Here is a 25,905-nt window from a genome sequence, read left to right as displayed (position 1 = left end):
GGACATGTTTCATCGCTTATGGACATTAATTCGCAAAGAACTGCAATCGCTTTTACGCGAACCGCAAACGCGCGCGATCCTGATTCTGCCTGTGCTGATTCAGGTCATCCTGTTTCCGTTCGCCGCGACACTTGAAGTCACTAACGCGACTATCGCCATCTATAACGAAGATAACGGCAAACATTCGGTAGAACTTACCCAGCGCTTTGCCCGCGCGAAAGCGTTTACCCATGTGCTATTGCTGAACAGTCCGCAGGAGATCCAGCCGACTATCGATACGCAAAAAGCGCTGCTGCTGGTACGCTTCCCGGCGGATTTCTCGCGGAATCTGGATACCTTCCAGCCTGCGCCGATGCAACTCATTCTTGATGGACGTAACTCCAACAGCGCGCAAATCGCCGCCAATTATCTGCAACAGATCGTCAAGGAGTATCAGCAGACATTGATGGACGGCAAGCCAAAGCCCAACAATAGCGAACTGGTGGTACGCAACTGGTATAACCCGAATCTGGACTACAAGTGGTTTGTGGTGCCCTCGCTGATCGCCATGATCACCACTATTGGCGTGATGATCGTCACTTCGCTGTCCGTCGCCCGCGAGCGTGAACAAGGCACTCTGGATCAGCTGCTGGTCTCTCCGCTCACCACCTGGCAGATTTTCGTTGGTAAAGCGGTGCCGGCGCTGATTGTCGCGACCTTCCAGGCCACGATCGTGCTGGCTATCGGCATTTGGGCATACCAAATTCCCTTCGCCGGTTCGTTAGCGCTGTTTTATTTCACGATGGTGATTTACGGGCTGTCGCTGGTAGGCTTTGGCTTGCTGATATCATCGCTTTGCGCCACGCAACAGCAGGCGTTTATCGGCGTCTTTGTCTTTATGATGCCAGCGATTTTGCTCTCGGGGTATGTCTCGCCAGTGGAAAATATGCCGGTCTGGCTGCAAAACCTGACGTGGATAAACCCTATCCGCCACTTTACTGATATTACCAAGCAAATTTATCTTAAGGATGCGAGTCTGGGGATTGTCTGGGAAAGTTTGTGGCCGCTACTGGTGATAGCGGCCACCACGGGTTCAGCGGCGTATGCGATGTTTAGACGCAAAGTGATGTAGCTTTTTATCTTTCGCCAGTAGCGAGACTACGGCGGGCCCGGCCAGGATAGCCAGCCCCGCCAGAGCCAGTAAGACATTGTTTTGCAATACGCGGGATAGCAGCCAGAGGACAATCAGCGCGGTGCCGAAGTACCAGGTGGTAGTCAGCTCTTCCAGCACATCCGCCACATCGCGCCAGCGTTGCTCATGATGGCGCTGCAACGCCAGCATCAGCAGTACCGTCACGCCATAAAGCACGCATAATCCCAGGCCGACGCGCACTAATGTGCCGCTCATCCAGCCTATTACCAGCATCGCCACTACCAGTAAATGCAACATAATCTGCCAACAACCGAGGCCGGTTGCGACACGAACGCGTTGTTGCCACTTCATGGCTTTTCTCCTGAAGCATTTTTCTCTCATTATTCAGAGTACCGAACTTTACGGAAAATTCCGTAAGACCGCATCTTTTTGTGACGACGACTACACTATTTCAATCAGGATAGTGACGCGGACAGGAAGAAAATGACTCAACACACGCGAAATTTTTCATTCAAAGTGCTCACAATTAATACGCACAAAGGTTTTACCGCCTTTAATAAACGCTTCATCCTGCCGGAGCTGCGCGACGCCGTCAGAACGGTCGGCGCCGATATCGTCTGTCTGCAAGAAGTGATGGGCGCGCATGAAGTACATCCGCTGCATATCGAAAACTGGCCGGACACTACCCACTATGAATTTTTGGCCGACACCATGTGGAGCGATTTCGCCTATGGCCGCAATGCGGTCTATCCGGAAGGCCACCACGGTAACGCGGTTCTTTCTCGCTATCCCATTGAACATTATGAAAATCGCGACGTCTCGGTCGGCGGTAGCGAAAAACGCGGCGTGCTCTATTGCCGCATTACGCCGCCCATGCTCAACCGCCCTATCCACGTCATGTGCGTACATCTCGGCCTGCGGGAGAGTCACCGCCAGGCACAGCTAACCATGCTGGCGGGATGGGTGAATGCCTTGCCGGAATCAGAACCGGTGCTGGTGGCCGGAGACTTTAATGACTGGCGGCAAAAGGCCGGCCCGCCGTTAAACGCGGCCGGGCTGGAGGAGATATTCACCCGTGCCCATGGCCGACCGGCGCGCACATTCCCGGTGAGTATGCCGCTGCTGCGACTCGATCGTATTTACGTCAAGAATGCGAACGCCAGTTCTCCTACGGCACTACCGCTGCGGAACTGGCGACATTTATCAGACCATGCCCCCCTTAGCGCGGAGATCCATCTATGAAATGCGGCTGGCGTGAAGGTAATCAAATTCAGCTACTGGAAAACGGCGACCAGTTCTATCCTGCCGTGTTTGAGGCTATCGCTCAGGCACAGCAAAAAATCATTCTGGAAACCTTTATCTTGTTTGAAGATGAGGTGGGTAAAAAACTCCATGCCGCTCTGCTAAAAGCCGCACAGCGCGGCGTAAAAGCCGAAGTATTACTCGACGGCTACGGCTCTCCCGATCTCAGCGACGCGTTTGTCGGCGAATTAACCTCGGCGGGCGTGATTTTTCGCTATTACGACCCCCGCCCGCGTCTACTGGGGTTGCGAACCAATATCTTCCGCCGAATGCACCGCAAAATTGTGGTGATTGATGATCGTATTGCTTTTGTCGGCGGCATTAACTACTCCGCCGAACATATGTCGGATTACGGCCCGCAGGCGAAACAAGACTACGCGGTACGGGTCGAAGGGCCTGTTGTGGCCGATATCCTGCAATTCGAAGTCGAGAATCTGCCGGGGCAAAGCCCCGCGCGCCGCTGGTGGAAGCGCCATCACCAGGCTGAAGAAAACCGTCACCCCGGCGAAGCGCAGGCGCTGTTTGTCTGGCGGGATAACGAAGAGCACCGTGACGATATCGAACGTCATTATCTGAAAATGCTGACCCAGGCAAAGCGTGAAGTGATTATCGCTAACGCCTATTTTTTCCCCGGCTATCGCTTGCTCCACGCAATGCGTAAAGCCGCCCGCCGTGGCGTGAGCGTAAAACTGATTGTCCAGGGGGAACCAGACATGCCGATAGTCAAAGTCGGCGCGCGGTTGCTCTATAACTATCTGGTGAAGGGCGGCGTGCAGGTTTATGAATACCGACGCCGTCCGCTGCATGGCAAAGTGGCGCTGATGGACGATCACTGGGCCACGGTAGGGTCGAGTAATCTCGATCCGCTCAGCCTGTCGCTTAACCTTGAAGCTAACCTGATCATTCACGATCGTACCTTTAACCAGACCCTGCGCGATAATTTACAAGGCATCATCGTGAACGATTGTAAGCAGGTCGATGAGTCTATGCTGCCGAAACGCACCTGGTGGAACCTGACCAAAAGCGTGCTGGCGTTCCACTTTTTACGTCATTTCCCGGCGCTGGTCGGCTGGCTACCTGCGCATACCCCGCATCTGGCGCAGGTTCCCCCGCCTGCCCAGCCAGAAATGGAAACCCAGGATCGCGTTGATCCAGAAAATACAGGAGTGAAGCCCTAATGGCTAAATCGCATCCGCGCTGGCGGCTGGCTAAAAAAGTGCTGACCTGGCTGTTTTTTATTGCGGTCGTCGTTCTGCTGGTGGTTTATGCTAAAAAGGTCGACTGGGGTGATGTCTGGACCGTCATCCGCGACTATAACCGCACGGCGCTTTTAAGCGCTGTAGGACTGGTGATCGTTAGCTATCTTCTGTACGGCTGCTACGACCTGCTTGGACGGCTTTATTGCGGCCATAAACTGGCGAAGCGACAGGTGATGTTGGTATCGTTCGTCTGCTATGCCTTTAACCTGACGCTCAGCACCTGGGTCGGCGGGATCGGGATGCGTTACCGACTATACTCTCGCCTCGGGTTGCCCGGCAGTACTATCACGCGCATTTTCTCGCTCAGCATTACCACTAACTGGCTGGGCTATATTCTGCTGGGCGGCATCATTTTTACCTTCGGCGTTGTCCAGCTTCCCGACCACTGGTATATCGATGAAGGCACGCTACGTATTCTCGGTATCGTTTTATTGTTGATTATCGCGGTCTATCTGTGGTTTTGCGCCTTTGCAAAGCGGCGGCATATGACGATTAAAGGGCAGAAACTGGTGCTGCCGTCATGGAAATTCGCGCTGGCGCAGATGGCGATCTCCAGCGCGAACTGGATGGCGATGGGCGCCATCATCTGGCTGCTGATGGGTCAGGATGTGAACTATTTCTTTGTGCTGGGCGTACTGCTGGTGAGCAGTATCGCGGGCGTCATCGTGCATATTCCGGCAGGCATCGGCGTGCTGGAGGCCGTATTCCTCGCGTTGCTGGCGGGCGAACATACGTCGCAAGGCACGATTATCGCCGCCCTGCTCGCGTACCGCGTGCTTTACTATTTTATTCCCCTGTTGCTGGCGCTGGTGTGCTACCTGATCCTGGAAAGCCGGGCGAAGAAGCTGCGGGCGAAAAACGAGCGGGCGATGGCGAAATAAATCTAAGCAGACGCGTTTTCGCTTTCCAGCACAACGCGTTTTATCCGGTAAAAATAAACATATGCTGAGAAAAAAGACGTATTCATCTGTAAGCGGGAAAAAAGCAGCAATGACCAGCTAAACAGCAGCAGGAGCACTTCGTGAAACTCGCCCATGAATACTGATGACAGGGTACAGAACGTTGCCAACGTAACGGAAATAATGGCCAGCAATAGCGCATACCGGTAAATAATGACCCCGTTCATATTCCCATGACAATCCGGTAATGAAATGAGAAATTAGCGCTGGTGGGCATTTCTTATTAAAATCCTCGCCGCCATTTTTAATGGCGCGAGTGACGTCTTTAGCTTCACAAAACGCTAACCAAAATTGTTTGCCACATAATTTACTCATTATACCCATCATCACCAACCTGAATAAAAAACCTGCAACGCCTACGGCCTGAAAGATAATAGTATTTCCAGAATCATCAAAATGATATAACGACACAGCGTAACCACAGCATTAATAATGCCAAGGTAAAGCGTCAGCGCGCCAAATAAAGCGCAACGAGGCAGCGATGAAAACTCGCCGTGGTATAACATGCGGGCATAACCGTGAAGCGTGGATTTTTCTAGCGCTGTAATCAATGTCCACACCAATACCGTCAGCACACTGACTATCCAGACCAGAGTGCTACTGGCCACCAGGCTATTGACAACTATCGCAGCGATGATCCCGCTTACCGCCATAAAAATTAACGGTCTGAATAGACCAGAACTGATATTCAGGTAGAAAATAAATAAGGCATTAAGACTAAACATGATTCCACCAATCACGAAAATGGTCGCGCCACCTGAGAAAAGGTAAGCTAATGACACGCCGGTAAGCGTAATGATGGCAATATATATCAACGTTGCGACAACAGTGCCAAAGCGGGAAAGACAGGTAATGGCCCCATACCCCAGGCCAAGCAAAAGTGCTGATATCCACAAAACAACAACAGGTTGAACGTGAGTTATCAAAAAATGAGTATACAACGTTAACCATATAATGCCGGCGGTACACCATAGTCCCAACGCAGTATACCAATAGGTAAGGGATAACATTGTCGCGGGAATAAATGCTATTTGTCGTATACGTATTGCAGCCAGAGGTCCCACTTGTCATTTATCACTCTTCACATGATCACGGTGATAAGAATGGCAAGCGCAGGAAAACATTTCTAAGATATTTATGCTGTTTCGCCCTAAATATAGTCCTAAAAAAATCCTGGCGCAGGGCCAGGATTTTAAGAGATCGCGATAATTAGCGGCGATTACCAAAAATACGCAGTAACATCAGGAACAGGTTGATAAAGTCCAGGTACAGCGTTAACGCGCCGAGAATCGAATATTTACGCAGATTAGCGCTATCGCGGGTATCTATTTGCTCGCCGATATTTTTCAGTTTCTGCGTGTCATAGGCGGTCAGACCGACAAACACCACCACCCCGATATAGGTTACCGCCCACATCAGCGCTTCACTCTTCAACCAGAAATTGACCAGCGACGCCAGAACGATACCAATAAGCGCCATAAACAGCATATTGCCGAAACCGCTAAGATCGCGCTTAGTGGTGTACCCGTACAGGCTCATGGCGCCAAACATTCCCCCCGTCACCACAAACGTGCTGGCGATAGAGGAGTAGGTGTAAACGATAAAAATACTGGATAACGTCAATCCGGTTAGCGCCGAATAGAGCATAAACAGCGTCGTCGCCATTCCGGCGCTAAGCTTATGCACCAGTCCCGACAGAACAAACACCAGCGCAAGCTGGGCAATAATTAAGCCAAAGAAGGTGATCTTACTGGAAAAGACAAACATCATGACGGCTGGCGTATTAGCCGCATACCACGCGATAAACGCGGTCAGTAACAGTCCGACCGTCATCCAGCCATACACTTGCGCCATATAGGTCTGCAGGCCGGACCGCGCCTGCACTATTGAATCAGATCGTGGAAATCTGTCCATGATGAACTCCTGTGTGGAAATGATACCCTAAAGCGTATCACATTCTGCTACCAACGTTTCGCCGACTGCTGGTCGCTGTCGCGCGCTTCGACCCAGCGTTCGCCTTCCGGCGTGGCTTCACGCTTCCAGAACGGCGCACGGGTTTTCAGATAATCCATAATGAACTGACCGGCGTCGAACGCGCTACTGCGGTGCGCGCTGGTGACGCCGACAAACACAATCTCATCGCCCGGCCATAATTCGCCAACGCGATGAATCACCGTGACCCGCCCCAGCGGCCAGCGGGAACGCGCCTTTGCGACGATCTCCGCCAGAGCTTTCTCAGTCATGCCGGGATAATGCTCCAGCGTCAGCGCCTTAACGCTATCGCCCAGGTTATGATTGCGCACTTTTCCGGTAAAGGTGACGACCGCGCCGTCTTCGTCGCGCGCCGCCAGCCAGGAATATTCCTCCCCGACGCTAAACGGCGCAGGGCCGACTACAATTCGCGTTTCGTGCATGTTAGCCCCCCGTGACTGGCGGGAAAAACGCCACTTCATCGCCCGCCGTCAGCGGGTGGTCAAAACTTACCAGCGTCTGGTTGACCGCCGCCAACAGCTTGCCGTCTTCCAGCGCCAGCGCCCAACGATCGCTCTTTGTCGCCAGATGCTGTCGCAGCGACTCAACGGTGGAAAAATCTGCTGGAAGATCCAGCGCATCAGTTCCTGTAAGCTCGCGAACCTGGGCGAAGAAAAGCACCTTAATCATGCGCATCCACCTTAAAATCCCCCGATTTGCCGCCGCTTTTCGCCAGCAGGCGCACCGGACCAATTACCATATCTTTTTGTACCGCTTTGCACATGTCGTAGATGGTTAACGCCGCGACGGACGCCGCGGTTAATGCTTCCATTTCGACGCCGGTTTTACCGGTCAGACGGCACAGAGACTCAATACGTACACGGTTATGCTCCGGCTCGGCCTGAAGCTGAATCTCCACTTTACTTAGCAGTAGCGGGTGGCACAGCGGGATCAGCTCCCAGGTGCGTTTGGCGGCCTGAATACCGGCAATTCGGGCGGTCGCGAAAACATCGCCCTTGTGGTGTTTGCCATCAACAATCATCGCCAGCGTTTCACTACGCATGGTAACGAATGCTTCCGCACGCGCTTCACGAACGGTTTCCGCTTTCGCGGAAACGTCCACCATGTGCGCTTCGCCTGCGGCGTTTATATGGGTTAATTGCGACATCGTTATTTCTTTAAATGAGGGTGAAAATTACATGGGCGTGTACGGGCATCCAACTGCGGCGCAATGATATTCTCCCATGCGGTTCTGCACGCTTTTGTGGAGCCCGGCATGGCGAAAATCAAGGTGTTATTCGCCACGCCAGCTACCGCGCGCGACTGCAGAGTTGCGGTGCCGATCTCTTCAAACGAGAGCATGCGAAACACTTCGCCAAATCCTTCCACTTCACGATCGAACAGCGGCAACAGCGCTTCCGGCGCCTGATCGCCTTCGGTCAAACCGGTCCCGCCAGTTATCAATACGACCTGCACCTCATCACTGGCGATCCAGGCGGAAACCTGGGCGCGAATCGCGTAACGGTTTTCTTTAACGATGGCTTTCGCCACCACTTCATGCCCGGCCTCCTGCGCCGAATCACGCAGATAATGACCGGAGGTGTCGTCTTCTTCGCCGCGTCGGCTGGAAACAGTAAGAATAGCGATGCGGGTCGGGATAAATTCAGCGCTGACCTGACTCATCTGAAATCTCCTTATTAAGGATTAACCGCCAATGTAAGATAAATTTTGCGTAATACCAGTATTGCTCTGGTGAAGGAAATGGGTCTGCTTTTTCTCCCGCAACGCGTCGGAAATACGTTCCTCAAGCGCGTATTGCTGCGCATCATCCTGTAACAGGTCGCGTAAACTCACGCCGCCGTCGCCAAACAGACATAAATGCAGCTTACCGACGGACGAAACACGCAGGCGGTTACAGGTGGCGCAGAAATCTTTTTCGTACGGCATAATGAGACCGATCTCACCGGCGTAATCGGGATGACAAAAAACCTGCGCCGGGCCATCGCTACGCTGGCGGAGCTGGTGGATCCAGCCGCGCTTAATCAGCTCGTCGCGTAATACCTGACCCGAAATATGATGTTTGCGGAAGAGATCGCTCCCCTCGCCCGTCTCCATAAGTTCAATGAAGCGTAGCTGAATGGGGCGAGGCTGAATCCAGGCAAGGAAGGTATCCAACTGATGGTGATTCACGTCGCGCATCAGCACGGTGTTGACTTTCACCTTTTCGAAACCGGCGTCAAAGGCGGCATCGATGCCCGCCATCACCTGGCGGAATTTGTCCTGACCGGTAATCGCATGGAACTGACGCGCATCCAGACTATCCACGCTAACATTGACGCCCGTCAGCCCCGCTTCGCGCCAGTTCGCGGCATCGCGCGCCAGTCGATAACCGTTAGTGGTCACCGCGATCTGGCGAATAGCATCATTTTCACCTACGGCGGCAATGATGTCGGTAAAATCGCGGCGTAATGAAGGCTCGCCGCCGGTAAGACGCACCTTCTCCGTGCCAAGACTGGCAAAAGCGCGCGTAACGCGACGAATTTCATCGACGGTAAGGAAACCGTTGTTAGTAACGCCGCCAGGTTTGTAGCCATCCGGCAGACAGTAGGTGCAACGAAAGTTGCACACATCGGTAATCGACAAACGCAAGTAGTAAAACTTACGCGCGAAAGCATCGGTAAGTTGTGAAGCCATGTACACCTTTCCAAATACGGGAGGCGGAGTCATTTCTTCCTGCGCCCTGGTGGCAAACGTTAAACGTTGTCACGGCCAAAGCACCATATCAAAAATGACCCAGGTGCAGAGGCTAGAGTGTTTACTGTGGTTACGCCGATACTAGCGTGTAAATGACAATTTCGCCATCACGCTTTCGCTATATAAACATATACATAGCGATATGATCGTGCTATTTAGCGACAGAATACGTGAAAATCACACTTTTACATTGATATATATCATTTAGCCGTGGTAACGCCCTCGCTATAAAGGGGTAGTCGGGAATAATTAATTGTCTTTTAGCCGGTCGGCTAATTGCTGAAAACCCGCGACTTGCGCTACTGTAGCGCTGCTTATTTGACTTCAGGAATTTTTATGCGCAATCGTACGCTGGCTGACCTTGATCGTGTCGTTGCCCTCGGCGGAGGGCATGGATTAGGACGCGTCCTCTCCTCGCTTTCTTCATTAGGTTCGCGCCTGACCGGCATTGTGACTACCACAGATAACGGGGGGTCAACTGGCCGTATTCGCCGCTCGGAAGGCGGAATCGCCTGGGGCGATATGCGCAACTGTCTGAATCAGTTAATAACCGAACCCAGCGTCGCATCCGCTATGTTTGAGTATCGTTTTGGCGGTAATGGCGAACTTTCTGGTCATAACCTCGGAAATTTGATGTTAAAGGCGTTAGATCACCTGAGCGTGCGGCCTCTGGAAGCGATTAATTTAATTCGTAATCTGCTTAAAGTGGACGCGCAGCTGATCCCGATGTCGGAGCTACCGGTAGATCTGATGGCGATTGACGATCAGGGGCATGAGATTTATGGCGAGGTGAATATCGATCAGTTAGCGACGCCGCCGCAGGAGATCATGTTAACGCCAAACGTTCCGGCGACGCGGGAAGCGGTACAGGCCATTAATGACGCGGATCTGATTCTGATTGGCCCTGGCAGTTTTTATACCAGCCTGATGCCTTGCCTGCTGCTTGATGAACTGGCGCAGGCGCTGCGGCGCACCCCGGCGCCAATGGTGTATATCGGCAATCTGGGCCGCGAACTGAGTCTGCCCGCCGCCAGTTTAACGCTGGTCGATAAGCTGGCGATGATGGAGCAATATATTGGCAAAAAAGTCATTGACGCAGTGGTGGTTGGACCGCAAGTTGACGTCAGTGCGGTGAACGATCGGGTGGTGATTCAGGAAGTGCTGGAGGCCAGCGATATCCCCTATCGCCACGATCGTCAGTTACTACACAATGCGCTGGAAAAAGCGCTACAGGCGTTGGGTTAAGCCCGTTTACCGACGACGCTGCGCTTATCAGATGCCTGTTTACACCGAAGGGTAAACAGGCTCTCTCCCCCTTCTGATAAACTGCGTTCAGCTATCGCCAGTAGGCGCTCATGAGCGAGCTCACCTCTTTTTTCAGCAATATATTCTCCATGATCCCAGTAAAGTGGGTCTGATTGATCTCTTCCATTATCCGCATCCCAGCCATGCGCTCTGCGTCAGGATCACCCGCTATTCCTAACGCTTCCAGTTCAGCATTGACCCGGCTCTGATACTCATCCGTTTCAATATACTCAGCCCTTTTAGCCATCATTTCACGCCACTCTTCTGGCGCTATACGCTCCAGCACTTTATGCCACGGCCCCCACAGCGCAAACCATTTGTGAAAATCCCTATTTTCAGCAATTTTTATCCTTAATTCCGCCTCGTCAAGGTCAGACTCAGTGATACCCGAAACGTTATAAAATCGCATATCCTGGGTCATTGTTGTCAGCGACAGCGACTCTCGTAACTGATTCTGAAAACCCAGAAATACTTCGATTTCGTCAATAAAAAACAGCCGTTTTACCTTTTCTCTCGCGAGCGATTCTATTTGCTCCAGCCGAAAGATTTCACGCCCCGCCATAATCAGTTCCGCTAAGTGGCTATCAAAGACGCCTCTTTCAGCATCATGAACCAACGTCGCTTCCTGCATTTGGTGGTATGCCAGTGTGACCCGATCTTCACAGCTTATCGTTGCATCCATCGCTATAATAAATGCGGTTTCTCTTAGTGTGCTATCATCAGCCAGGCGCATTAGCCAGGCGGAGACTTGCTCCTTAAAATCCGAATGTCGGGTGTTCTGCGTATCGCCAAGACGATCCAGAAACATGCTGAAGGCTGCCGCGTTTACTTCCGTCTCAAACGCCCGCCATTGGTTGACGTCTTCCTCCTCGAGATTGGTTAGCCACCCCCGGACAGCTTGATGCAGTGGTCGAGTTACCCGAACAGTTGAAAAGTCGCCCATGGCAAACAATACCCGGGGTCCCTGATAACCCGCAGAGGACATTAGCCGCTGCATATTCTGTATTGTTCGTTCTGAAAAAGGATTACGTTCTACGATTATTCTTGTAGGTTGAGGTCCTTCACCACGAAAATGGGGTAACGACTCCGGGAGACGGACCAGGCGATTGCGAGAGGCCTGCATTATTTGTAATGCCGCCGGGAGGTTTTCCGGTAGATTACTCAATGCGTTACGGGAAACGTCCAGCGTTGTTATCGTGGGAGGTAGTGTTTCAGGCAGAACAGTAATCTGATTTTTACTTACATCCAGGAACTGTAATTCTGGTGGTAACGATGCGGGCAGACTGGTTAAGGCATTTTCGCCGGCCTCCAGATTCTTCAGGCCCGGCGGCAATGTTTCAGGCAGAGCGGTTAACGAATTACTCTGCACATTCAAATGGGTAATCCCTGACGGAAGATGTTCTGGCAGTGTCCTTATGCGGTTATCATAAACGCTCAGGTACCGAAGTTCCTCAGGTAGATTTTCAGGTAAAGAACTAATTTTATTATGGAAAAGATCCAGCGATTGAAGCGCTGAAGGCAAACGTTCCGGTAATTCAGTAATACGGTTAATGCTCAGCTCCATTTTCTGTATGGTATCCGGTAACGTGGCAGGGATACTGGTTAGCCGATTACTGCTGGCATACAGGGTCTTTATATTTCCCTGTAAATTTTCCGGCAAACTTTTCAGTTCATTGTTATCGAGTGTCAGAGTAGTTATCTGCTCAGGAATACAGGCGGGTATAGTGGTAAGTCCTAATATTTTCAGACGGAGTTCCGTCTTATTATTTTTCAGGCAGTCACGCATCCGTTGTACGGCTTCTTCACGATTTGCTGCCTCTTCCGCTGGTGCCTCTTTTACCCACTCAGACCAGATTAACTCATAATTCACAGCAACTTTGGAGCCGGAAGCGCTACTCGCCTGCTCGCTTTCTGTTACACGGGTATAGGTGACTGACTTTCCCCCTCCCTCAACGGTATAGCCCTCTGTATTAAAAATTATAGACAGAATTTCCTGACTATTTTCATTCAAAATACAGTATTGGTCTGTCCCCCCTCTATTACTCTGAATATTATCCGCATACGCCGGGAAGGCTAACTCCCTCAAACATTCAAACTTGCTTTTGATCTCTTCTGGCGAGGCGGTTTCAGGTGGATGACAAAGATAAGCGATGCAGCTTTGTGCTTCAACCTGATGTTCTGAAGAGAAAAAGGCACTTATTTTATTCCATATCTCTTCTTTTAAAGGCACCTCTGTTGATGCCTCATTGCTAATACTTTGATGCCTTGCCGTAGATTGTATATTAGTAATATTAAACATATTTTCCCTACCTGATCTGAACGTAACCTAAAGTAACAGATAAGGATATTCTCAACTTTAAACAAGAGGTCATAGTCATCATTATTTCGGACAAATCATTCAGTATTTGCAGCGCTTGACTTATAAATGCTCGCGCTTCCATCACCTCTTTTTTAAGTAGAATGATGTAATCTGTTGCCATGACACGCTTTCAACGAACTCACATAAGATTAAAATGACGATCATAAGGATAGCTATACCGATAATACGGGGCGTTTTTTTTCATAGCCGAGGAGAGAGGGAAAATTAGCGTTGGGTTCAGCCTCAACGCTAATTTTCTTCAGTTGTGATTAAACTAGCTACCCCATTGATGTTTTGAGTTTTTCGACAATCCCGTTAGTCAAAGCCTGTCACTGTTTTTCATTCCTGACTGACTTAGCCCTTACTATTGCACTGAAATTCTCAAAAGCGAGCCATGGTAACGATGACTCGCTGCCGATCGACACATTGTCAGGACGCCGCGATAAACAACTCGCGTAACTGGTGCAACTGGTCGCGAATTTGCGCGGCTTCTTCAAACTCCAGATTTTGCGCGTGCTGCATCATTTGCCCTTCCAGTTCATGAATTTTCTGCTGCAACGCTTTCGGCGTCATATCCAGTTCGACAATTCCGGCTTTTGCCGTAGAACGGCCCTTGCCTTTCCCCTTCGCTTTGGTTTTCGCAATGTTCTGCCCCAGCGCCAGGATGTCGACCACTTTTTTATTCAGCCCCTGCGGAGTGATACCGTGCTCTTCGTTGTACTTCTGCTGCTTCTCGCGACGTCGCTCGGTTTCGCCAATCGCCTTCGCCATCGACGGCGTGATTTTATCGCCATACAGAATCGCTTTACCATTAACGTTACGCGCCGCGCGTCCTATGGTCTGAATCAGGGAGCGCTCGGAGCGCAGGAAGCCCTCTTTATCGGCGTCCAGAATCGCCACCAGCGAGACTTCCGGCATATCCAGCCCTTCGCGCAGCAGGTTAATCCCCACCAGAACGTCAAACTCGCCCAGACGCAAATCGCGGATGATTTCCATGCGCTCCACGGTATCAATATCTGAGTGCAGGTAACGCACGCGCTCGCCGTGTTCTTCCAGATATTCGGTCAAATCTTCCGCCATCCGTTTGGTAAGCGTAGTGACAAGGACACGCTCATTAATGGCCGCACGCTGACGAATTTCGGACAGCAGATCGTCCACCTGGGTCGCCACCGGACGCACTTCAATAATCGGGTCCAGCAGCCCGGTCGGTCGCACGACCTGATCCACCACCTCATCACCAGATTTTTCCAGCTCATAGTTGCCGGGCGTGGCGGAAACATAGATAGTTTGCGGCGCTAAGGCTTCAAACTCCTCAAACTTCAGCGGACGGTTATCCAGCGCCGAAGGCAGACGGAAGCCATACTCGACCAGCGTCTCTTTGCGCGCCCGGTCGCCGCGATACATGCCGCCTATCTGCGGGATGGTGACATGAGACTCATCCACCACCAGCAGTCCGTCGGCGGGCAGATAATCGAACAAGGTTGGCGGCGGTTCGCCCGGCCCGCGGCCCGACAGAAAGCGGGAATAGTTTTCAATGCCTGAGCAGTAGCCCAGCTCGTTCATCATCTCTAAATCGAACTGCGTGCGCTGGCTTAATCGCTGCTCTTCAAGCAGCTTATTATTTGCCAGCAAGACTTTACGCCTGTCCGCCAGCTCATCTTTTATCTCTTCCATCGCCTGCAGAATACGCTCGCGCGGCGTCACGTAGTGCGTTTTGGGATAGATGGTATAACGTGGCACCGTTGACTCTACCTGCCCGGTTAACGGGTCGAACAGCGACAGGCGTTCCACTTCTTCATCAAACAGCTCAACGCGTAGCGCGATATCGTCAGATTCAGCCGGGAAGATGTCGATCACTTCGCCGCGCACGCGAAAGGTACCACGCTGAAAAGCTTGATCGTTACGGGTGTATTGCAATTCCGCCAGCCGACGCAAAATCGCGCGCTGGTCAATCAGCATTCCCACCGTCAGATGCAGCATCATTTTCAGGTAGAGATCCGGATCGCCCAGACCGTAAATCGCGGACACGGAAGCCACCACCACGACATCGCGTCGCTCAAGCAACGCTTTCGTTGCCGACAACCGCATTTGCTCAATATGTTCGTTTACCGAAGCGTCTTTTTCGATAAACGTATCCGAACTTGGCACATACGCTTCCGGTTGATAGTAGTCATAGTAGGAGACGAAATACTCCACCGCGTTTTCCGGGAAAAACTCTTTCATTTCGCCGTAGAGCTGCGCCGCCAGGGTTTTATTGGGCGCAAGCACCATCGTTGGCCGCTGCAAGTCCGCAATGACGTTGGCGATGGTGAATGTCTTCCCGGAGCCGGTCACGCCCAATAACGTCTGATGCGCCAGCCCGTCCTCCAGCCCCTCTTCCAGACGACGTATAGCGTCCGGCTGATCGCCAGAAGGTTTAAAAGCGGAATTCAGTTTGAACGGTTTACTCATGAGCGGCTACCTGAAGGAGTGAGCGGGCAGGGATGTAATTTTACTCTCGACGGTGAATATTGCCAATAAAAAACACTGGATGAAAAAACAGTAACACTCCAGTGTATAATGGCTATCGGCAGATACCCCACGCTATTTAGAGGTAAAACATAGACAGTCGCGGGGTAAAATTCCAGCAGTGCGCTGGTTATCCCCAGACCAGAGTCTTTTTTAACATTTGTCAAGTCGGATGATGAAAGTTTTATGTCAACGTATCCCCATTCCTTTACAACCATTGATTTTATATAACTTGCTGTCTAAAAAGGGATATTTTCTCAAGCCGTCTTTCGCGCCAATTTAGTCGCAGGCCGCGTCGCCTCTCGCTTACGTTGTGTTTTCTAACTCTAATACACAAGGTTATCCACAGGAATAGTGGATAACTGCTTCCAGCCCGTATCCCCTGCCGCCTGGCAAAATCGGCCCCTGACGTTTTCGCCGGGCGATAAAAAAAAATTATCGCTATTTTTGGCAGATTATTGGCTAACGAGAAGGGAAAAATTGAGGCGTACACGCTCACATTTTGCACATTTTTAGCCTGGCGACGTCAGGAGGGTCTGGCGAAAGAACAGCAGGATCGTCTGATCCTGCAAGAAGGCGGTTTTTAAGCGCGGTCAGGCGCGTTCCAGGGGGCTAAGGTCCAGATACTGTCCTGTCGCCGCCTGCGATGGAGAAACGCCCAGCCACGGGATTTCCCCTAACAGCGGGGCCGGTATGACGCGGCGAAGCGTCGCGAGATATTCACCATGACGCGCGCCCGGCGGCTGTATGTCGTTGGCTATCCATCCGACAAGTGGTAATCCGGCCTGTTCTACCGCCAGTGCCGTCAGCATGGCGTGATTAATACAGCCCAGCTTGACGCCAACAACCAGAATCACCGGCAGCTGCTCCGTCTGTACCCAGTCGGCAAACGTCAGCGTGGCAGAGAGCGGTGTAAACCAGCCGCCCGCCCCTTCTGTCAACACCCAGTCTGCCTGCGCCTCCAGCGTTCGCAATCCGCGTGATAATACCGCCGCGTCTATCGCCCGGCCTTCGTCGGCGCTAACGATGTGGGGAGAGGTAGGCTCGGCAAAAGTATAAGGATTGATAGCGGAATAAGGTTGCGGGAGGCTGCTGTTACGCTGCAAGGCCAGGGCATCGCTATTGCGTAGCCCGTCGGTTGTCATTTCGCTGCCGGAAGCGACGGGCTTATAGCCTACGGTTTGATAACCTAACTGCGTTGCGGCCTGCAATAAGGCGCAACTGGCAACCGTTTTACCGACTTCAGTATCAGTACCGGTCACAAAATAGCGTTTAGTCACGTTCAATCACTCCCATAAAAAGATGGTACGTCAGCGGATATTTCCCCTGCCGCTGCGGCCATGCCAACTGAATCTGTCTAAGCCGGGCGCGGGTTAATACATCCGACTCCCGCCCTTCATGAAGATGGGTGGCGCCAATGCCTTTAAGCGAGCGCATCGCACTCAGGGCATCCTCAAACCACAATGTCATCGCCTGAGTATGACGAGACGCCCGCCAGCCGCGCAGCGCGTGGTCAATGGCCTCTTCCGGCAAAAAGCTATTCGCGTGAGCGCGATTATCGACGGCCTGCCATGCCTGACGCAGCTCCGGCAACGACCCCTGGCACAAGGTGGTAAACGCCACCACGCCGCCGGGCCGTACAACCCGATACAACTCGCTCAACGCATCACGTAAATCGCCGCACCACTGGACCGCCAGGTTGCTCCAGGCCAGGTCAAAAACTTCGGCGTCATGGGGAATCGCTTCGATATCCGCCAGCAAATAGTGATGCGCCGCCTGACGATCGCGCGCCTGTTGCAGCATCGCCAGCGAAAGATCCAGGGCGGTCACTTCGCTCCCCCGCTCTCGCCAGTAACGACTCATACGTCCAGGGCCGCAGCCTGCGTCCAACACACTGGCAAACTGGCGGCCTGCCAACAGCGTCAGCAGCGCATCCGCGCTGTGTTGCTGCAAAGAGGCGTGTTGTTCATATTGCGATGCGGCCCGGCCAAACGCCGCCGCAATAGCCTGCTTATTCACCTGCGCCATGCAGCACCTCCAGCAGACGGTCTATATCGCACGCTTCATGCGCCTGCGTTAACGTTAAGCGCAGGCGCGCCGTACCGACAGGCACCGTCGGCGGACGAATCGCCGTCGCCCAGCATCCTTGTTGACGTAGCGCCTCCGCCAGGCGCAATGCACGGCTGTTATCGCCCACGATTAACGGCTGGATGGCGCTATGGGCATTCAGTAGCGTAAATCGGGACGCGTTAACGCCGGCCCGAAAGCGCTGAACCAGAGCGGCGAGTTTTTCGCGCCGTTCACCACCTTCATCGCTACGGATCACCGCCAGCGAGGCGCTTAACGCCTGCGCCTGGGCGGGCGGCATACTGGTGCTGTAAACCAGATGGCGGGCAAATTGCAGCAGATAATCCGCGACGCTTTCCGAGCAGAGCACCGCTGCGCCGCTGACGCCAAACCCCTTACCGAAAGTCACTACCAGCAACTCAGGCTTCACCCCCCGTTGCCAGCAGGTGCCCCGCCCCTCATCGCCAGTCACGCCGATGCCGTGCGCATCATCAACCAACAGCCAGGCATGATGCCTGCGGGCAATGTGCTGGATTTCCGCCAGCGGCGCGCTGTCGCCGTCCATGCTGTATACACCTTCTGTCACCACCAGTTGCTGACCCACGCAGGGCGATTGCAGTAAACGCGACAGATGCTGCGTATCGTTATGGATAAAGCGGCGAAGCTGCGCCGGACTCAGATTAGCGGCTTCCAGCAGGGAAGCATGACTCAACCTGTCGGCCACAATCCGGTCATTTTTTTTCATTAAGGCGGTAATGACCGCCTGATTCGCCGCAAAGCCAGAGATAAACAGCAGCGCGCGTGGATATCCTAACCATTGCGCCAGTTCCTCCTCTAACGCCTGGTGCGCCACGGAATAACCGCTGATATGACCCGACCCGCCGCTGCCGACGCCAAAACGCGTCGCTGCCTGTTGCCAGGCGCGAATAATCTGCGGATGTTGACTTAAGCCGAGGTAATCATTGCTGGAGAAGTTAAGATACTGTCGCCCGTTCGCTACCAGCCAGCGTCCGGCGCCCTGCGACACCACATAGCGGCGGCGCAACGTATCCGTCGCCCGACGCGCCGTCAGCGCATCGTCGACGCGTTGTTGCCAACTCATAAGGCTGCCGCGTTGTAATAATCATCGGTGTCAGGCGTCATCAGCGTCTGCTCCAGACGTTGCTGCTGCTCGTTATCGCCCGCCAGCACCCTGGTCTGCTGCGGATTCAGCCCCAGCTTACGGAATAACTGCAGATCCTTGTCCTCTGCCGGATTTGGCGTAGTTAACAATTTGCAGCCATAGAAAATCGAGTTCGCCCCGGCCATAAAGCACATCGCCTGGGTCTGTTCGTTCATCTGTTCACGCCCTGCGGAAAGACGCACGTATGAGGTCGGCATCATGATGCGCGCCACAGCGATAGTACGAATAAAATCAAACGCATCCACGTCATCGTTATCCGCAAGCGGCGTGCCTTTCACCTTCACCAGCATGTTAATTGGCACGCTTTCCGGCGGCGTCGGCAGGTTCGCCAACTGCAACAACAGTCCGGCGCGATCGGTAACCGTTTCGCCCAGACCCACAATGCCGCCGGAGCACACTTTAATCCCTGCTTCACGGACTTTTTCCAGCGTGTCGAGGCGCTCCTGATAGGTACGGGTAGTGATGATATTGCCGTAAAACTCCGGCGAGGTATCGAGGTTGTGGTTGTAGTAATCCAGCCCGGCATTAGCCAGACGCTGCGCCTGGCTCTCGTTCAACATACCGAGCGTCATACAGGTTTCCAGCCCCATCGCTTTGACGCCCTGTACAATCTTCTCCAGATAAGGCATATCGCGTTCATGCGGATTCTTCCAGGCCGCCCCCATACAGAAGCGGGTCGAACCGGCGTTTTTCGCTTTACGGGCGGAGTCCAGTACCTGCTCTACTTCCATTAAACGCTCGGCTTCCAGCCCGGTTTTATAGCGCGAGCTCTGCGGGCAGTATTTACAATCCTCCGGGCAGGCGCCGGTTTTGATCGACAGCAGCGTACTAACCTGTACCTGCTGCGGATCGAAATGCTGGCGATGAATTTGCTGCGCTTCAAACAGCAATTCCAGCAGTGGTTTTTCAAATAATTCGGTTACTTGCGACAGTGTCCAGCGTGGGTGGCGAGCCATCGGGCTTCTCCAAAATATGTTGTTTGTTTTTGATATGGTGTAGACTCGTAAACCTAAATCTTTTTAATTTGGTTTACAAGTCGATTATGACAACGGACGATCTGGCCTTCGATAAACGCCATATTTGGCATCCTTACACTTCCATGACCTCGCCGCTGCCGGTATATCCCGTTGAGCGGGCCGAAGGCTGCGAGCTGGTTCTCGCCTCGGGCGAACGCCTGATTGAGGGGATGTCCTCCTGGTGGGCGGCCATTCATGGTTATAACCACCCGCAATTGAACGCGGCGATGAAAGCGCAAATTGACGCCATGTCGCATGTCATGTTCGGCGGCATAACCCATCAACCTGCGGTGAATCTGTGCCGTAAGCTGGTCGCGATAACGCCTGAGCCGCTGGAGTGTGTCTTTCTGGCCGACTCTGGTTCGGTGTCGGTAGAAGTGGCCATGAAGATGGCGCTGCAATACTGGCAGGCGCGGGGCGAATCGCGTCAGCGTTTTCTGACGTTTCGCCACGGTTATCATGGCGACACGTTCGGCGCGATGTCGGTGTGCGATCCGGATAACTCCATGCACAGCTTGTGGAAAGGCTATCTGCCGGAAAATCTGTTCGCGCCGGCGCCGCAAAGCCGGATGGATGGCGAATGGGATGAAAGCGACATCGCGCCATTTGCCCGCCTGATGGCCGCGCATCGCCATGAAATCGCCGCAGTGATTCTGGAACCTATCGTTCAGGGCGCGGGCGGGATGCGCATATATCATCCACAATGGCTCAGGCGTATTCGTAACATGTGCGATCGCGAAGGCATTCTGCTGATTGCCGATGAAATAGCCACCGGGTTTGGCCGTACCGGCAAACTGTTCGCCTGCGAGCACGCCGGGATCGCGCCGGATATTCTGTGTCTCGGCAAAGCCTTAACCGGCGGCACCATGACCCTCTCGGCAACGCTCACGACACGCCAGGTTGCAGAGACTATTAGCAACGGCGAGGCGGGGTGTTTTATGCATGGCCCGACGTTTATGGGGAATCCGCTGGCCTGCGCCGTCGCTTGCGCCAGCCTGACGCTGCTGGAAAGCGGCGAATGGCGTCAGCAGGTGGCGTCTATCGAGTCTCAGTTACACGCTGAGTTAGCCCCCGCGCAAAGTTCTCCCTGGGTGGCAGATGTGCGGGTGTTGGGCGCGATTGGGGTGGTTGAAACCACGCATCCGGTCAATATGGCGGCGCTTCAACGCTTCTTCGTCGGGCAAGGCGTCTGGATCAGGCCGTTCGGCAAGCTAATCTACCTGATGCCGCCCTACATTATTCGTCCGGATCAACTGCGCTGTTTGACCCAGGCGGTCAATGACGCGGTACACAATGAAACATTTTTTAGCCATTAATCAGCGGTAAGCGATGCTGCTTCTGGCTACACTTCTGGTGAGTCAAAAGGAGAGCGCATGAAACTTATCAGCAACGATTTGCGCGATGGAGATAAACTTCCTCATCGCCACGTTTTTAACAGTATGGGCTATGATGGCGATAATATTTCGCCGCATCTGGCCTGGGACGACGTGCCGATGGGCACCAAAAGTTTTGTCGTGACCTGTTACGATCCCGACGCGCCGACCGGCTCCGGCTGGTGGCACTGGGTGGTGGTGAACCTCCCGGCGGATACGCGCGTACTGACCCAGGGGTTCGGCTCAGACCTGGTAGCCGTACCAGACGGCGTCATTCAGACGCGTACCGATTTCGGTAAAGCCGGCTACGGCGGCGCGGCGCCGCCTAAAGGGGAAACGCACCGCTATATCTTTACGGTTCACGCGCTGGACGTCGAGCGTCTTGACGTTGATGAAGACGCCAGCGGCGCGATGGTCGGCTTTAACGTGCATTTCCATTCGCTCGCCAGCGCCTCGATCACGGCGATGTTCAGTTAAACGCTGTGCCGGATGGCGGCGTAAACGTCTTACCCTGCCAACGGGTTGGGTAAGCCGAATAAGCGCCTCGCCATCCGGCAGCATTCACATAAAGTCCGGCACCAGACGCTGTAACGCGCCTTGCGCCAGCAGCGCCGTCGCACACTCAATATCGGGTGCGAAAAAACGATCCTGCGTATAGTGCGCCACCCGCTCGCGCAGTGTCTGCCGCGCCTGTTCCAGTAACGGGCTGGAGGTTAACCCTTCCCGTAAATCTATCCCCTGACAGGCAGCCAGCCACTCCACGGCAATGATGCCGCGGGTATTCGCCGCCATTTCCCAGAGTCGCCGTCCTGCCGCCGGGGCCATTGAGACATGATCTTCCTGATTCGCCGAGGTCGGCAGGCTATCCACGCTGTGCGGGTGCGCCAGCGCTTTATTCTCGCTGGCGAGCGCTGCGGCGGTGACCTGGGCAATCATAAAACCGGAATTAACGCCGCCATTTTTCACCAGAAACGGCGGTAACTGCGACATATGTTTATCCATCATCAGCGCGATGCGCCGCTCCGATAGCGCGCCGATTTCCGCTATCGCCAGCGCCAGATTATCCGCCGCCATGGCAACCGGTTCAGCATGGAAGTTACCGCCGGAGATCACCTCCCCCGCATCGGCAAAGACCAGCGGATTATCGGACACCGCGTTGGCCTCAGCCAGCAGTACCTCTTTCGTCTGACGTAACTGGGTCAAACAAGCGCCCATTACCTGTGGCTGGCAGCGAAGGGAATACGGGTCCTGAACTTTATGACAGTGGTGATGTGATTCAGCAATGGCGCTGGTATCGGTCAGCAGATGCCGGAACAACCGCGCGACGTCAATTTGCCCCTTTTGTCCGCGCGCGGCATGAATGCGCGCATCAAAAGGACGGCGCGATCCCAGCACGGCTTCGGTAGTCAGCGCGCCGCAGACAACGGCGGAGGCAAATAACTCCTGTGCCTCAAACAAACCGCGCAGCGCAAAGGCCGTTGACGCCTGGGTGCCGTTAAGCAGCGCCAGCCCCTCTTTGGCCGCCAGCGCGACAGGCTCCAGTCCGGCCTTTTTTAGCGCCGTCTGCGCCGGAAGCCATTCACCCTGCCAGCGCGCTTTTCCTTCGCCAAGCAGCGTCAGCGACAGATGCGCCAGCGGCGCTAAGTCGCCCGACGCGCCAACCGAGCCTTTTGCCGGAATCAGCGGATACACGCCGGCATTAACCAGAGCGATGAGCGCCTCTATCACGCTCAACCGAATCCCGGAAAACCCGCGCGCCAGGCTATTGATTTTCAATACCATGATCAGACGCACCATCGCGTCATCCAGTGGGTCGCCTACGCCCGCGGCGTGAGACAGCACCAACGATCGCTGTAGATTTTGCAAGTCTTCATCAGCGATGCGCGTCTGCGCCAGCAGACCGAAACCGGTGTTGATGCCGTAGGCGGTACGCCCTTCGGCAACGATATCATTGACGCACGCGACGCTGGCGTTAATGCCGTCAATGGCGCTGGCGTCCAGCCGAAGCTGTACCGGATGACGCCAGACATCGTACAGTTGAGAGAGGCTTAACTGCCCCGGAGTGAGTGTCATGGTGTTCATATCAGCCTTTCCCCCTGTGTCGCCGCAACCATCGGTAAATTCAGACCTTGCTCAACAGCGCATTCCACCGCGAGATCATATCCGGCATCGGCATGGCGCATGACGCCCGTCGCCGGATCGTTGTGTAACACGCGGCGAATACGCGCGGCGGCCTCGTCAGTGCCATCACAGACAATCACCATACCGGCGTGTTGCGAAAAACCCATCCCCACCCCGCCGCCATGATGGAGCGATACCCATGTCGCCCCGCTGGCGGTATTCAGCAACGCATTTAACAGCGGCCAGTCGGAAACCGCGTCGGAACCGTCGCGCATCGCTTCGGTTTCACGGTTAGGGCTGGCGACAGAACCGGAATCCAGGTGATCGCGGCCAATCACAATAGGCGCGGATACCTCACCGCAACGCACCATTTCGTTGAACGCCAGCCCCAGTTTTTGCCGCCACTCCAGGCCTACCCAGCAGATACGCGCCGGTAGCCCCTGAAAATGAATGCGCTCGCGCGCCATATCCAGCCAGTGATGCAGATGTTTATCCTCAGCCACTATCTCTTTGACTTTGGCATCGGTTTTATAGATATCCTGCGGATCGCCGGACAGCGCCACCCAGCGAAACGGCCCGATGCCACGACAGAACAGCGGACGAATATAGGCTGGCACAAATCCCGGAAAATCAAAGGCGTTTTCCACCCCCATCTCTTTCGCCATCTGGCGAATATTGTTGCCATAGTCAAAGGTCGGCACGCCCATTTGACTGAACGCCAGCATCGCCCGAACATGCGCCGCCATGGAACGTTTCGCTGCCTGCATCGTCCCGTGGGGATCGGATTGCGCGTTTTTCTGATACTCCTCCCAGCGCCAGCCGGAGGGTAAATAGCCATGTAGCGGATCGTGGGCGCTGGTCTGATCGGTCACCAGGTCCGGGCGCACGCCGCGATTAACCAGTTCCGGCAGGATATCCGCCGCGTTCGCGCACAGGGCGACGGACACGGCTTTCCCCTCGCGGGTGTAGCGCGTAATGCGGGCCAACGCGTCATCCAGCGTGGCGGCCTGCTCATCCACGTAGCGAGTACGCAGACGAAAATCGATACGGCTTTGCTGGCATTCAATCGTCAGCGAACACGCTCCGGCCAGCGTCGCGGCTAGCGGTTGCGCGCCGCCCATGCCGCCCAGCCCGGCGGTCAGCACCCAGCGTCCCGCCAGCGTGCCGTTATAGTGCTGACGCCCCGCCTCGACAAAGGTTTCGTATGTTCCCTGCACGATTCCCTGACTGCCGATATAGATCCAGCTTCCGGCCGTCATTTGACCGTACATCGCCAGCCCTTTCGCATCCAGTTCGTTAAAGTGTTCCCATGTCGCCCAGTGGGGAACCAGGTTGGAGTTGGCGATTAATACCCGCGGCGCGTTGTCGTGCGTTTTAAATACGCCGACCGGTTTGCCAGACTGAATAAGCAACGTTTCGTCCGCCTCCAGCCGGGTGAGCGCATCAACAATAGCGTCATAGCATTCCCAGTTGCGCGCGGCGCGACCAATCCCGCCGTAGACCACCAGCTCATGCGGATTTTCCGCCACGTCAGGATCGAGATTATTCATTAACATCCGCAGCGGGGCTTCTGTCAGCCAGCTTTTCGCCGTTAATACCGTGCCTCGGGGCGCGCGGATAGTCTGCTGACGATACTTGCTTTCAGGCATAGCAATGACTCCTCATTGTTATCGGTCTGCCATCGCCAAATAACGCTAAAACGCCACTATCAGGCACCGCCGCAGACCCACAGATAAGAATCAGACATATACTTGTCTATACAAGTAAGCACAAGAATAGAATTAACAAAAATGATACAATTTTGTTATATTGTGTCAGCAATCACGTTTTCCGGCAGCGGCCCGCTCAGGAGATAAATCGTCCCTGTAGCCGATAGCGCGACCCGGGGAAAAGTAAGCGGGCGTGAGAAACAATCCGCGACGCGGACCAGGTTGTACGACGAATGAGCAGACAAGGCTCATGCTCTTTGATTGTTAACCACGCGCACTCTTGCGCCGTGGCGCGCACCGCCTCCACAATATGTTCCCCTTCCGTTAGCGGCGCGATCCGCGACAAATAAGCGTGCGGCGTGGTCTGACGGTAATCTTGCGTCAGGTAATCCACGGCAATATCCGCATTCACGCAGCGATCTTCAATTTGTACCGGCAGATCGTTTTCATAATGCACCATGATGGAATGGAAAATGACATCGCTCTCATTGACGTTGAGAGCGCTGGCCTGGATGGCGTTTGCCCGCACGCGCTCCAGCGTGAGCACCTCACAACGATGCTGATGACGGCGGGCGGCAATCTCCTCGGCGATACTGCGGACTTCAAACAGCGCGGACTGGCCTTTTGGTTCGGCGACAAACGTCCCCACGCCCTGTAAACGCACCAGCCACCCTTCATCCGTCAGCTCACGCAGCGCCCGGTTGATGGTCATTCGGCTAAAGCCATACTGAGCGACCAGTTCAGCTTCCGACGGAATGCGATCGTGCGGCTGCCAGACGCCGCCGGCTATTTTTTTACAGATGTCCTGTTTCACCGTTTCGTAAAAAGGCGCAGGCGCAGAACGGGAGCGGGATGAATACATGCGTGAAGCCTTCCTTATGCGGAGA

General features: G+C 54.0%; 25 protein-coding genes, 2 pseudogenes and 1 riboswitch. Of the genes and pseudogenes, 7 read left to right on the top strand and 20 right to left on the bottom strand.

Going from position 1 to position 25,905, the window contains the following annotated elements; translation table 11 throughout:
- Positions 1 to 4: 4 nt before the first annotated feature.
- Positions 5 to 1,111, top strand: coding sequence for an ABC transporter permease (locus tag ACLJRH_RS24990; protein ID WP_023136839.1), 1,107 nt, complete (start codon positions 5 to 7; stop codon positions 1,109 to 1,111).
- On the opposite strand, the gene ACLJRH_RS24985 is transcribed toward ACLJRH_RS24990, so the two are convergent.
- Positions 1,073 to 1,483 (bottom strand): YbhQ family protein, encoded by a 411-nt coding sequence (locus ACLJRH_RS24985; protein WP_000871970.1) that lies wholly within the window; start codon positions 1,481 to 1,483, stop codon positions 1,073 to 1,075. The two genes, ACLJRH_RS24990 and ACLJRH_RS24985, sit on opposite strands and share 39 nt — an antisense overlap.
- A gap of 132 nt (positions 1,484 to 1,615) precedes the next feature.
- Here ACLJRH_RS24985 and ACLJRH_RS24980 point away from each other — a divergent pair, with 132 nt between their 5' ends.
- The 3 genes from ACLJRH_RS24980 to ACLJRH_RS24970 are packed head-to-tail and all read left to right on the top strand — an operon-like array spanning position 1,616 to position 4,574.
- The gene (locus tag ACLJRH_RS24980; RefSeq protein WP_000192039.1) at positions 1,616 to 2,374 is read left to right on the top strand and encodes an endonuclease/exonuclease/phosphatase family protein; all 759 of its coding nucleotides are present in this window, start codon (positions 1,616 to 1,618) and stop codon (positions 2,372 to 2,374) included.
- Positions 2,371 to 3,612, top strand: a complete 1,242-nt coding sequence (gene clsB / locus ACLJRH_RS24975) for a cardiolipin synthase ClsB (RefSeq protein WP_000649639.1) — start codon at positions 2,371 to 2,373, stop codon at positions 3,610 to 3,612. Before ACLJRH_RS24980 ends, clsB begins: the two co-directional genes overlap by 4 nt.
- Positions 3,612 to 4,574 carry a YbhN family protein gene (locus ACLJRH_RS24970; RefSeq protein WP_001129824.1) on the top strand — a complete coding sequence of 321 codons (963 nt, stop codon included), beginning with the start codon at positions 3,612 to 3,614 and terminating at the stop codon, positions 4,572 to 4,574. The genes clsB and ACLJRH_RS24970 overlap by 1 nt, the downstream gene beginning before the upstream one ends.
- Before the next feature lie 2 nt (positions 4,575 to 4,576).
- Here ACLJRH_RS24970 and ACLJRH_RS24965 read toward each other — a convergent pair.
- From ACLJRH_RS24965 to moaA, 9 genes and pseudogenes are all read right to left on the bottom strand, one after another.
- A pseudogene (locus ACLJRH_RS24965) lies at positions 4,577 to 4,825 on the bottom strand (hypothetical protein); the annotation flags it as partial.
- Positions 4,752 to 4,985, bottom strand: a pseudogene (locus ACLJRH_RS24960) (hypothetical protein); the annotation flags it as partial. The pseudogenes ACLJRH_RS24965 and ACLJRH_RS24960, both read right to left, overlap by 74 nt.
- Positions 4,986 to 5,008: 23 nt before the next feature.
- Positions 5,009 to 5,716: a Bax inhibitor-1 family protein gene (locus ACLJRH_RS24955; protein ID WP_000529054.1), complete on the bottom strand. Its 708-nt coding sequence runs from the start codon at positions 5,714 to 5,716 to the stop codon at positions 5,009 to 5,011.
- 145 nt (positions 5,717 to 5,861) lie between these two features.
- Positions 5,862 to 6,566 carry a Bax inhibitor-1 family protein gene (locus ACLJRH_RS24950; RefSeq protein ID WP_000373611.1) on the bottom strand — a complete coding sequence of 235 codons (705 nt, stop codon included), beginning with the start codon at positions 6,564 to 6,566 and terminating at the stop codon, positions 5,862 to 5,864.
- Positions 6,567 to 6,613: 47 nt separating this feature from the next.
- Positions 6,614 to 7,066, bottom strand: coding sequence for a molybdopterin synthase catalytic subunit MoaE (moaE, locus tag ACLJRH_RS24945; RefSeq protein ID WP_023136838.1), 453 nt, complete (start codon positions 7,064 to 7,066; stop codon positions 6,614 to 6,616).
- Position 7,067: 1 nt separating this feature from the next.
- Positions 7,068 to 7,313 carry a molybdopterin synthase sulfur carrier subunit gene (gene moaD, locus ACLJRH_RS24940; protein WP_000598596.1) on the bottom strand — a complete coding sequence of 82 codons (246 nt, stop codon included), beginning with the start codon at positions 7,311 to 7,313 and terminating at the stop codon, positions 7,068 to 7,070.
- Positions 7,306 to 7,791: a cyclic pyranopterin monophosphate synthase MoaC gene (gene moaC / locus ACLJRH_RS24935; protein ID WP_000080894.1), complete on the bottom strand. Its 486-nt coding sequence runs from the start codon at positions 7,789 to 7,791 to the stop codon at positions 7,306 to 7,308. The genes moaD and moaC overlap by 8 nt, the downstream gene beginning before the upstream one ends.
- 2 nt (positions 7,792 to 7,793) lie before the next feature.
- Complete coding sequence (gene moaB, locus ACLJRH_RS24930) at positions 7,794 to 8,306, bottom strand: molybdenum cofactor biosynthesis protein B (protein ID WP_000084604.1); 513 nt, start codon at positions 8,304 to 8,306, stop codon at positions 7,794 to 7,796.
- Between the two features lie 21 nt (positions 8,307 to 8,327).
- Positions 8,328 to 9,317, bottom strand: coding sequence for a GTP 3',8-cyclase MoaA (moaA, locus tag ACLJRH_RS24925; protein ID WP_000168180.1), 990 nt, complete (start codon positions 9,315 to 9,317; stop codon positions 8,328 to 8,330).
- A riboswitch (molybdenum cofactor riboswitch) is annotated at positions 9,305 to 9,449 on the bottom strand. Its footprint overlaps the gene before it by 13 nt.
- Positions 9,450 to 9,713: 264 nt before the next feature.
- Between moaA and yvcK the strand changes: the two genes are divergently transcribed.
- A complete protein-coding gene (gene yvcK, locus ACLJRH_RS24920) occupies positions 9,714 to 10,622 on the top strand; it encodes a uridine diphosphate-N-acetylglucosamine-binding protein YvcK (protein ID WP_001246032.1) in 909 nt (302 codons plus the stop codon).
- A 91-nt stretch (positions 10,623 to 10,713) separates the two neighbouring features.
- On the opposite strand, the gene slrP is transcribed toward yvcK, so the two are convergent.
- From slrP to bioB, 7 genes are all read right to left on the bottom strand, one after another.
- Positions 10,714 to 12,981, bottom strand: coding sequence for an SPI-1 type III secretion system effector E3 ubiquitin transferase SlrP (gene slrP, locus ACLJRH_RS24915; protein ID WP_000482003.1), 2,268 nt, complete (start codon positions 12,979 to 12,981; stop codon positions 10,714 to 10,716).
- A gap of 7 nt (positions 12,982 to 12,988) precedes the next feature.
- A complete protein-coding gene (locus ACLJRH_RS24910) occupies positions 12,989 to 13,162 on the bottom strand; it encodes a hypothetical protein (RefSeq protein WP_001563585.1) in 174 nt (57 codons plus the stop codon).
- A gap of 308 nt (positions 13,163 to 13,470) precedes the next feature.
- Positions 13,471 to 15,492, bottom strand: a complete 2,022-nt coding sequence (gene uvrB, locus ACLJRH_RS24905; RefSeq protein ID WP_000042502.1) for an excinuclease ABC subunit UvrB — start codon at positions 15,490 to 15,492, stop codon at positions 13,471 to 13,473.
- Positions 15,493 to 16,142: 650 nt separating this feature from the next.
- Positions 16,143 to 16,829, bottom strand: a complete 687-nt coding sequence (gene bioD, locus ACLJRH_RS24900; protein WP_000167222.1) for a dethiobiotin synthase — start codon at positions 16,827 to 16,829, stop codon at positions 16,143 to 16,145.
- On the bottom strand, positions 16,822 to 17,577 hold the full coding sequence (bioC, locus tag ACLJRH_RS24895; RefSeq protein ID WP_000079904.1) for a malonyl-ACP O-methyltransferase BioC: 756 nt from the start codon (positions 17,575 to 17,577) through the stop codon (positions 16,822 to 16,824). Before bioC ends, bioD begins: the two co-directional genes overlap by 8 nt.
- Positions 17,561 to 18,718 carry an 8-amino-7-oxononanoate synthase gene (gene bioF / locus ACLJRH_RS24890; RefSeq protein WP_000118941.1) on the bottom strand — a complete coding sequence of 386 codons (1,158 nt, stop codon included), beginning with the start codon at positions 18,716 to 18,718 and terminating at the stop codon, positions 17,561 to 17,563. Before bioF ends, bioC begins: the two co-directional genes overlap by 17 nt.
- Positions 18,715 to 19,755 (bottom strand): biotin synthase BioB, encoded by a 1,041-nt coding sequence (gene bioB / locus ACLJRH_RS24885; RefSeq protein ID WP_000090724.1) that lies wholly within the window; start codon positions 19,753 to 19,755, stop codon positions 18,715 to 18,717. The genes bioF and bioB overlap by 4 nt, the downstream gene beginning before the upstream one ends.
- An 86-nt stretch (positions 19,756 to 19,841) precedes the next feature.
- On the opposite strand from bioB, the gene bioA reads away from it, so the two are divergent.
- The gene (gene bioA / locus ACLJRH_RS24880) at positions 19,842 to 21,131 is read left to right on the top strand and encodes an adenosylmethionine--8-amino-7-oxononanoate transaminase (RefSeq protein WP_023136837.1); all 1,290 of its coding nucleotides are present in this window, start codon (positions 19,842 to 19,844) and stop codon (positions 21,129 to 21,131) included.
- Between the two features lie 57 nt (positions 21,132 to 21,188).
- The gene (locus tag ACLJRH_RS24875; RefSeq protein ID WP_023136836.1) at positions 21,189 to 21,665 is read left to right on the top strand and encodes a kinase inhibitor; all 477 of its coding nucleotides are present in this window, start codon (positions 21,189 to 21,191) and stop codon (positions 21,663 to 21,665) included.
- Positions 21,666 to 21,749: 84 nt separating this feature from the next.
- Here the strand turns inward: ACLJRH_RS24875 and hutH are convergent, their stop codons facing one another.
- From hutH to ACLJRH_RS24860, 3 genes are all read right to left on the bottom strand, one after another.
- On the bottom strand, positions 21,750 to 23,270 hold the full coding sequence (gene hutH / locus ACLJRH_RS24870; RefSeq protein ID WP_023136835.1) for a histidine ammonia-lyase: 1,521 nt from the start codon (positions 23,268 to 23,270) through the stop codon (positions 21,750 to 21,752).
- Entirely contained in the window at positions 23,267 to 24,958 is a 1,692-nt protein-coding gene (gene hutU / locus ACLJRH_RS24865; protein ID WP_001115216.1) for a urocanate hydratase, read from the bottom strand. Before hutU ends, hutH begins: the two co-directional genes overlap by 4 nt.
- A gap of 196 nt (positions 24,959 to 25,154) precedes the next feature.
- Positions 25,155 to 25,880: a histidine utilization repressor gene (locus tag ACLJRH_RS24860; RefSeq protein WP_000287413.1), complete on the bottom strand. Its 726-nt coding sequence runs from the start codon at positions 25,878 to 25,880 to the stop codon at positions 25,155 to 25,157.
- Positions 25,881 to 25,905 lie beyond the last annotated feature (25 nt).

It is taken from the genome of Salmonella sp. SAL04162 (assembly GCF_046551535.1).
Taxonomy (GTDB): Bacteria; Pseudomonadota; Gammaproteobacteria; order Enterobacterales; family Enterobacteriaceae; genus Salmonella; species Salmonella enterica.
This window is presented reverse-complemented; position numbering and strand designations above follow the sequence as displayed.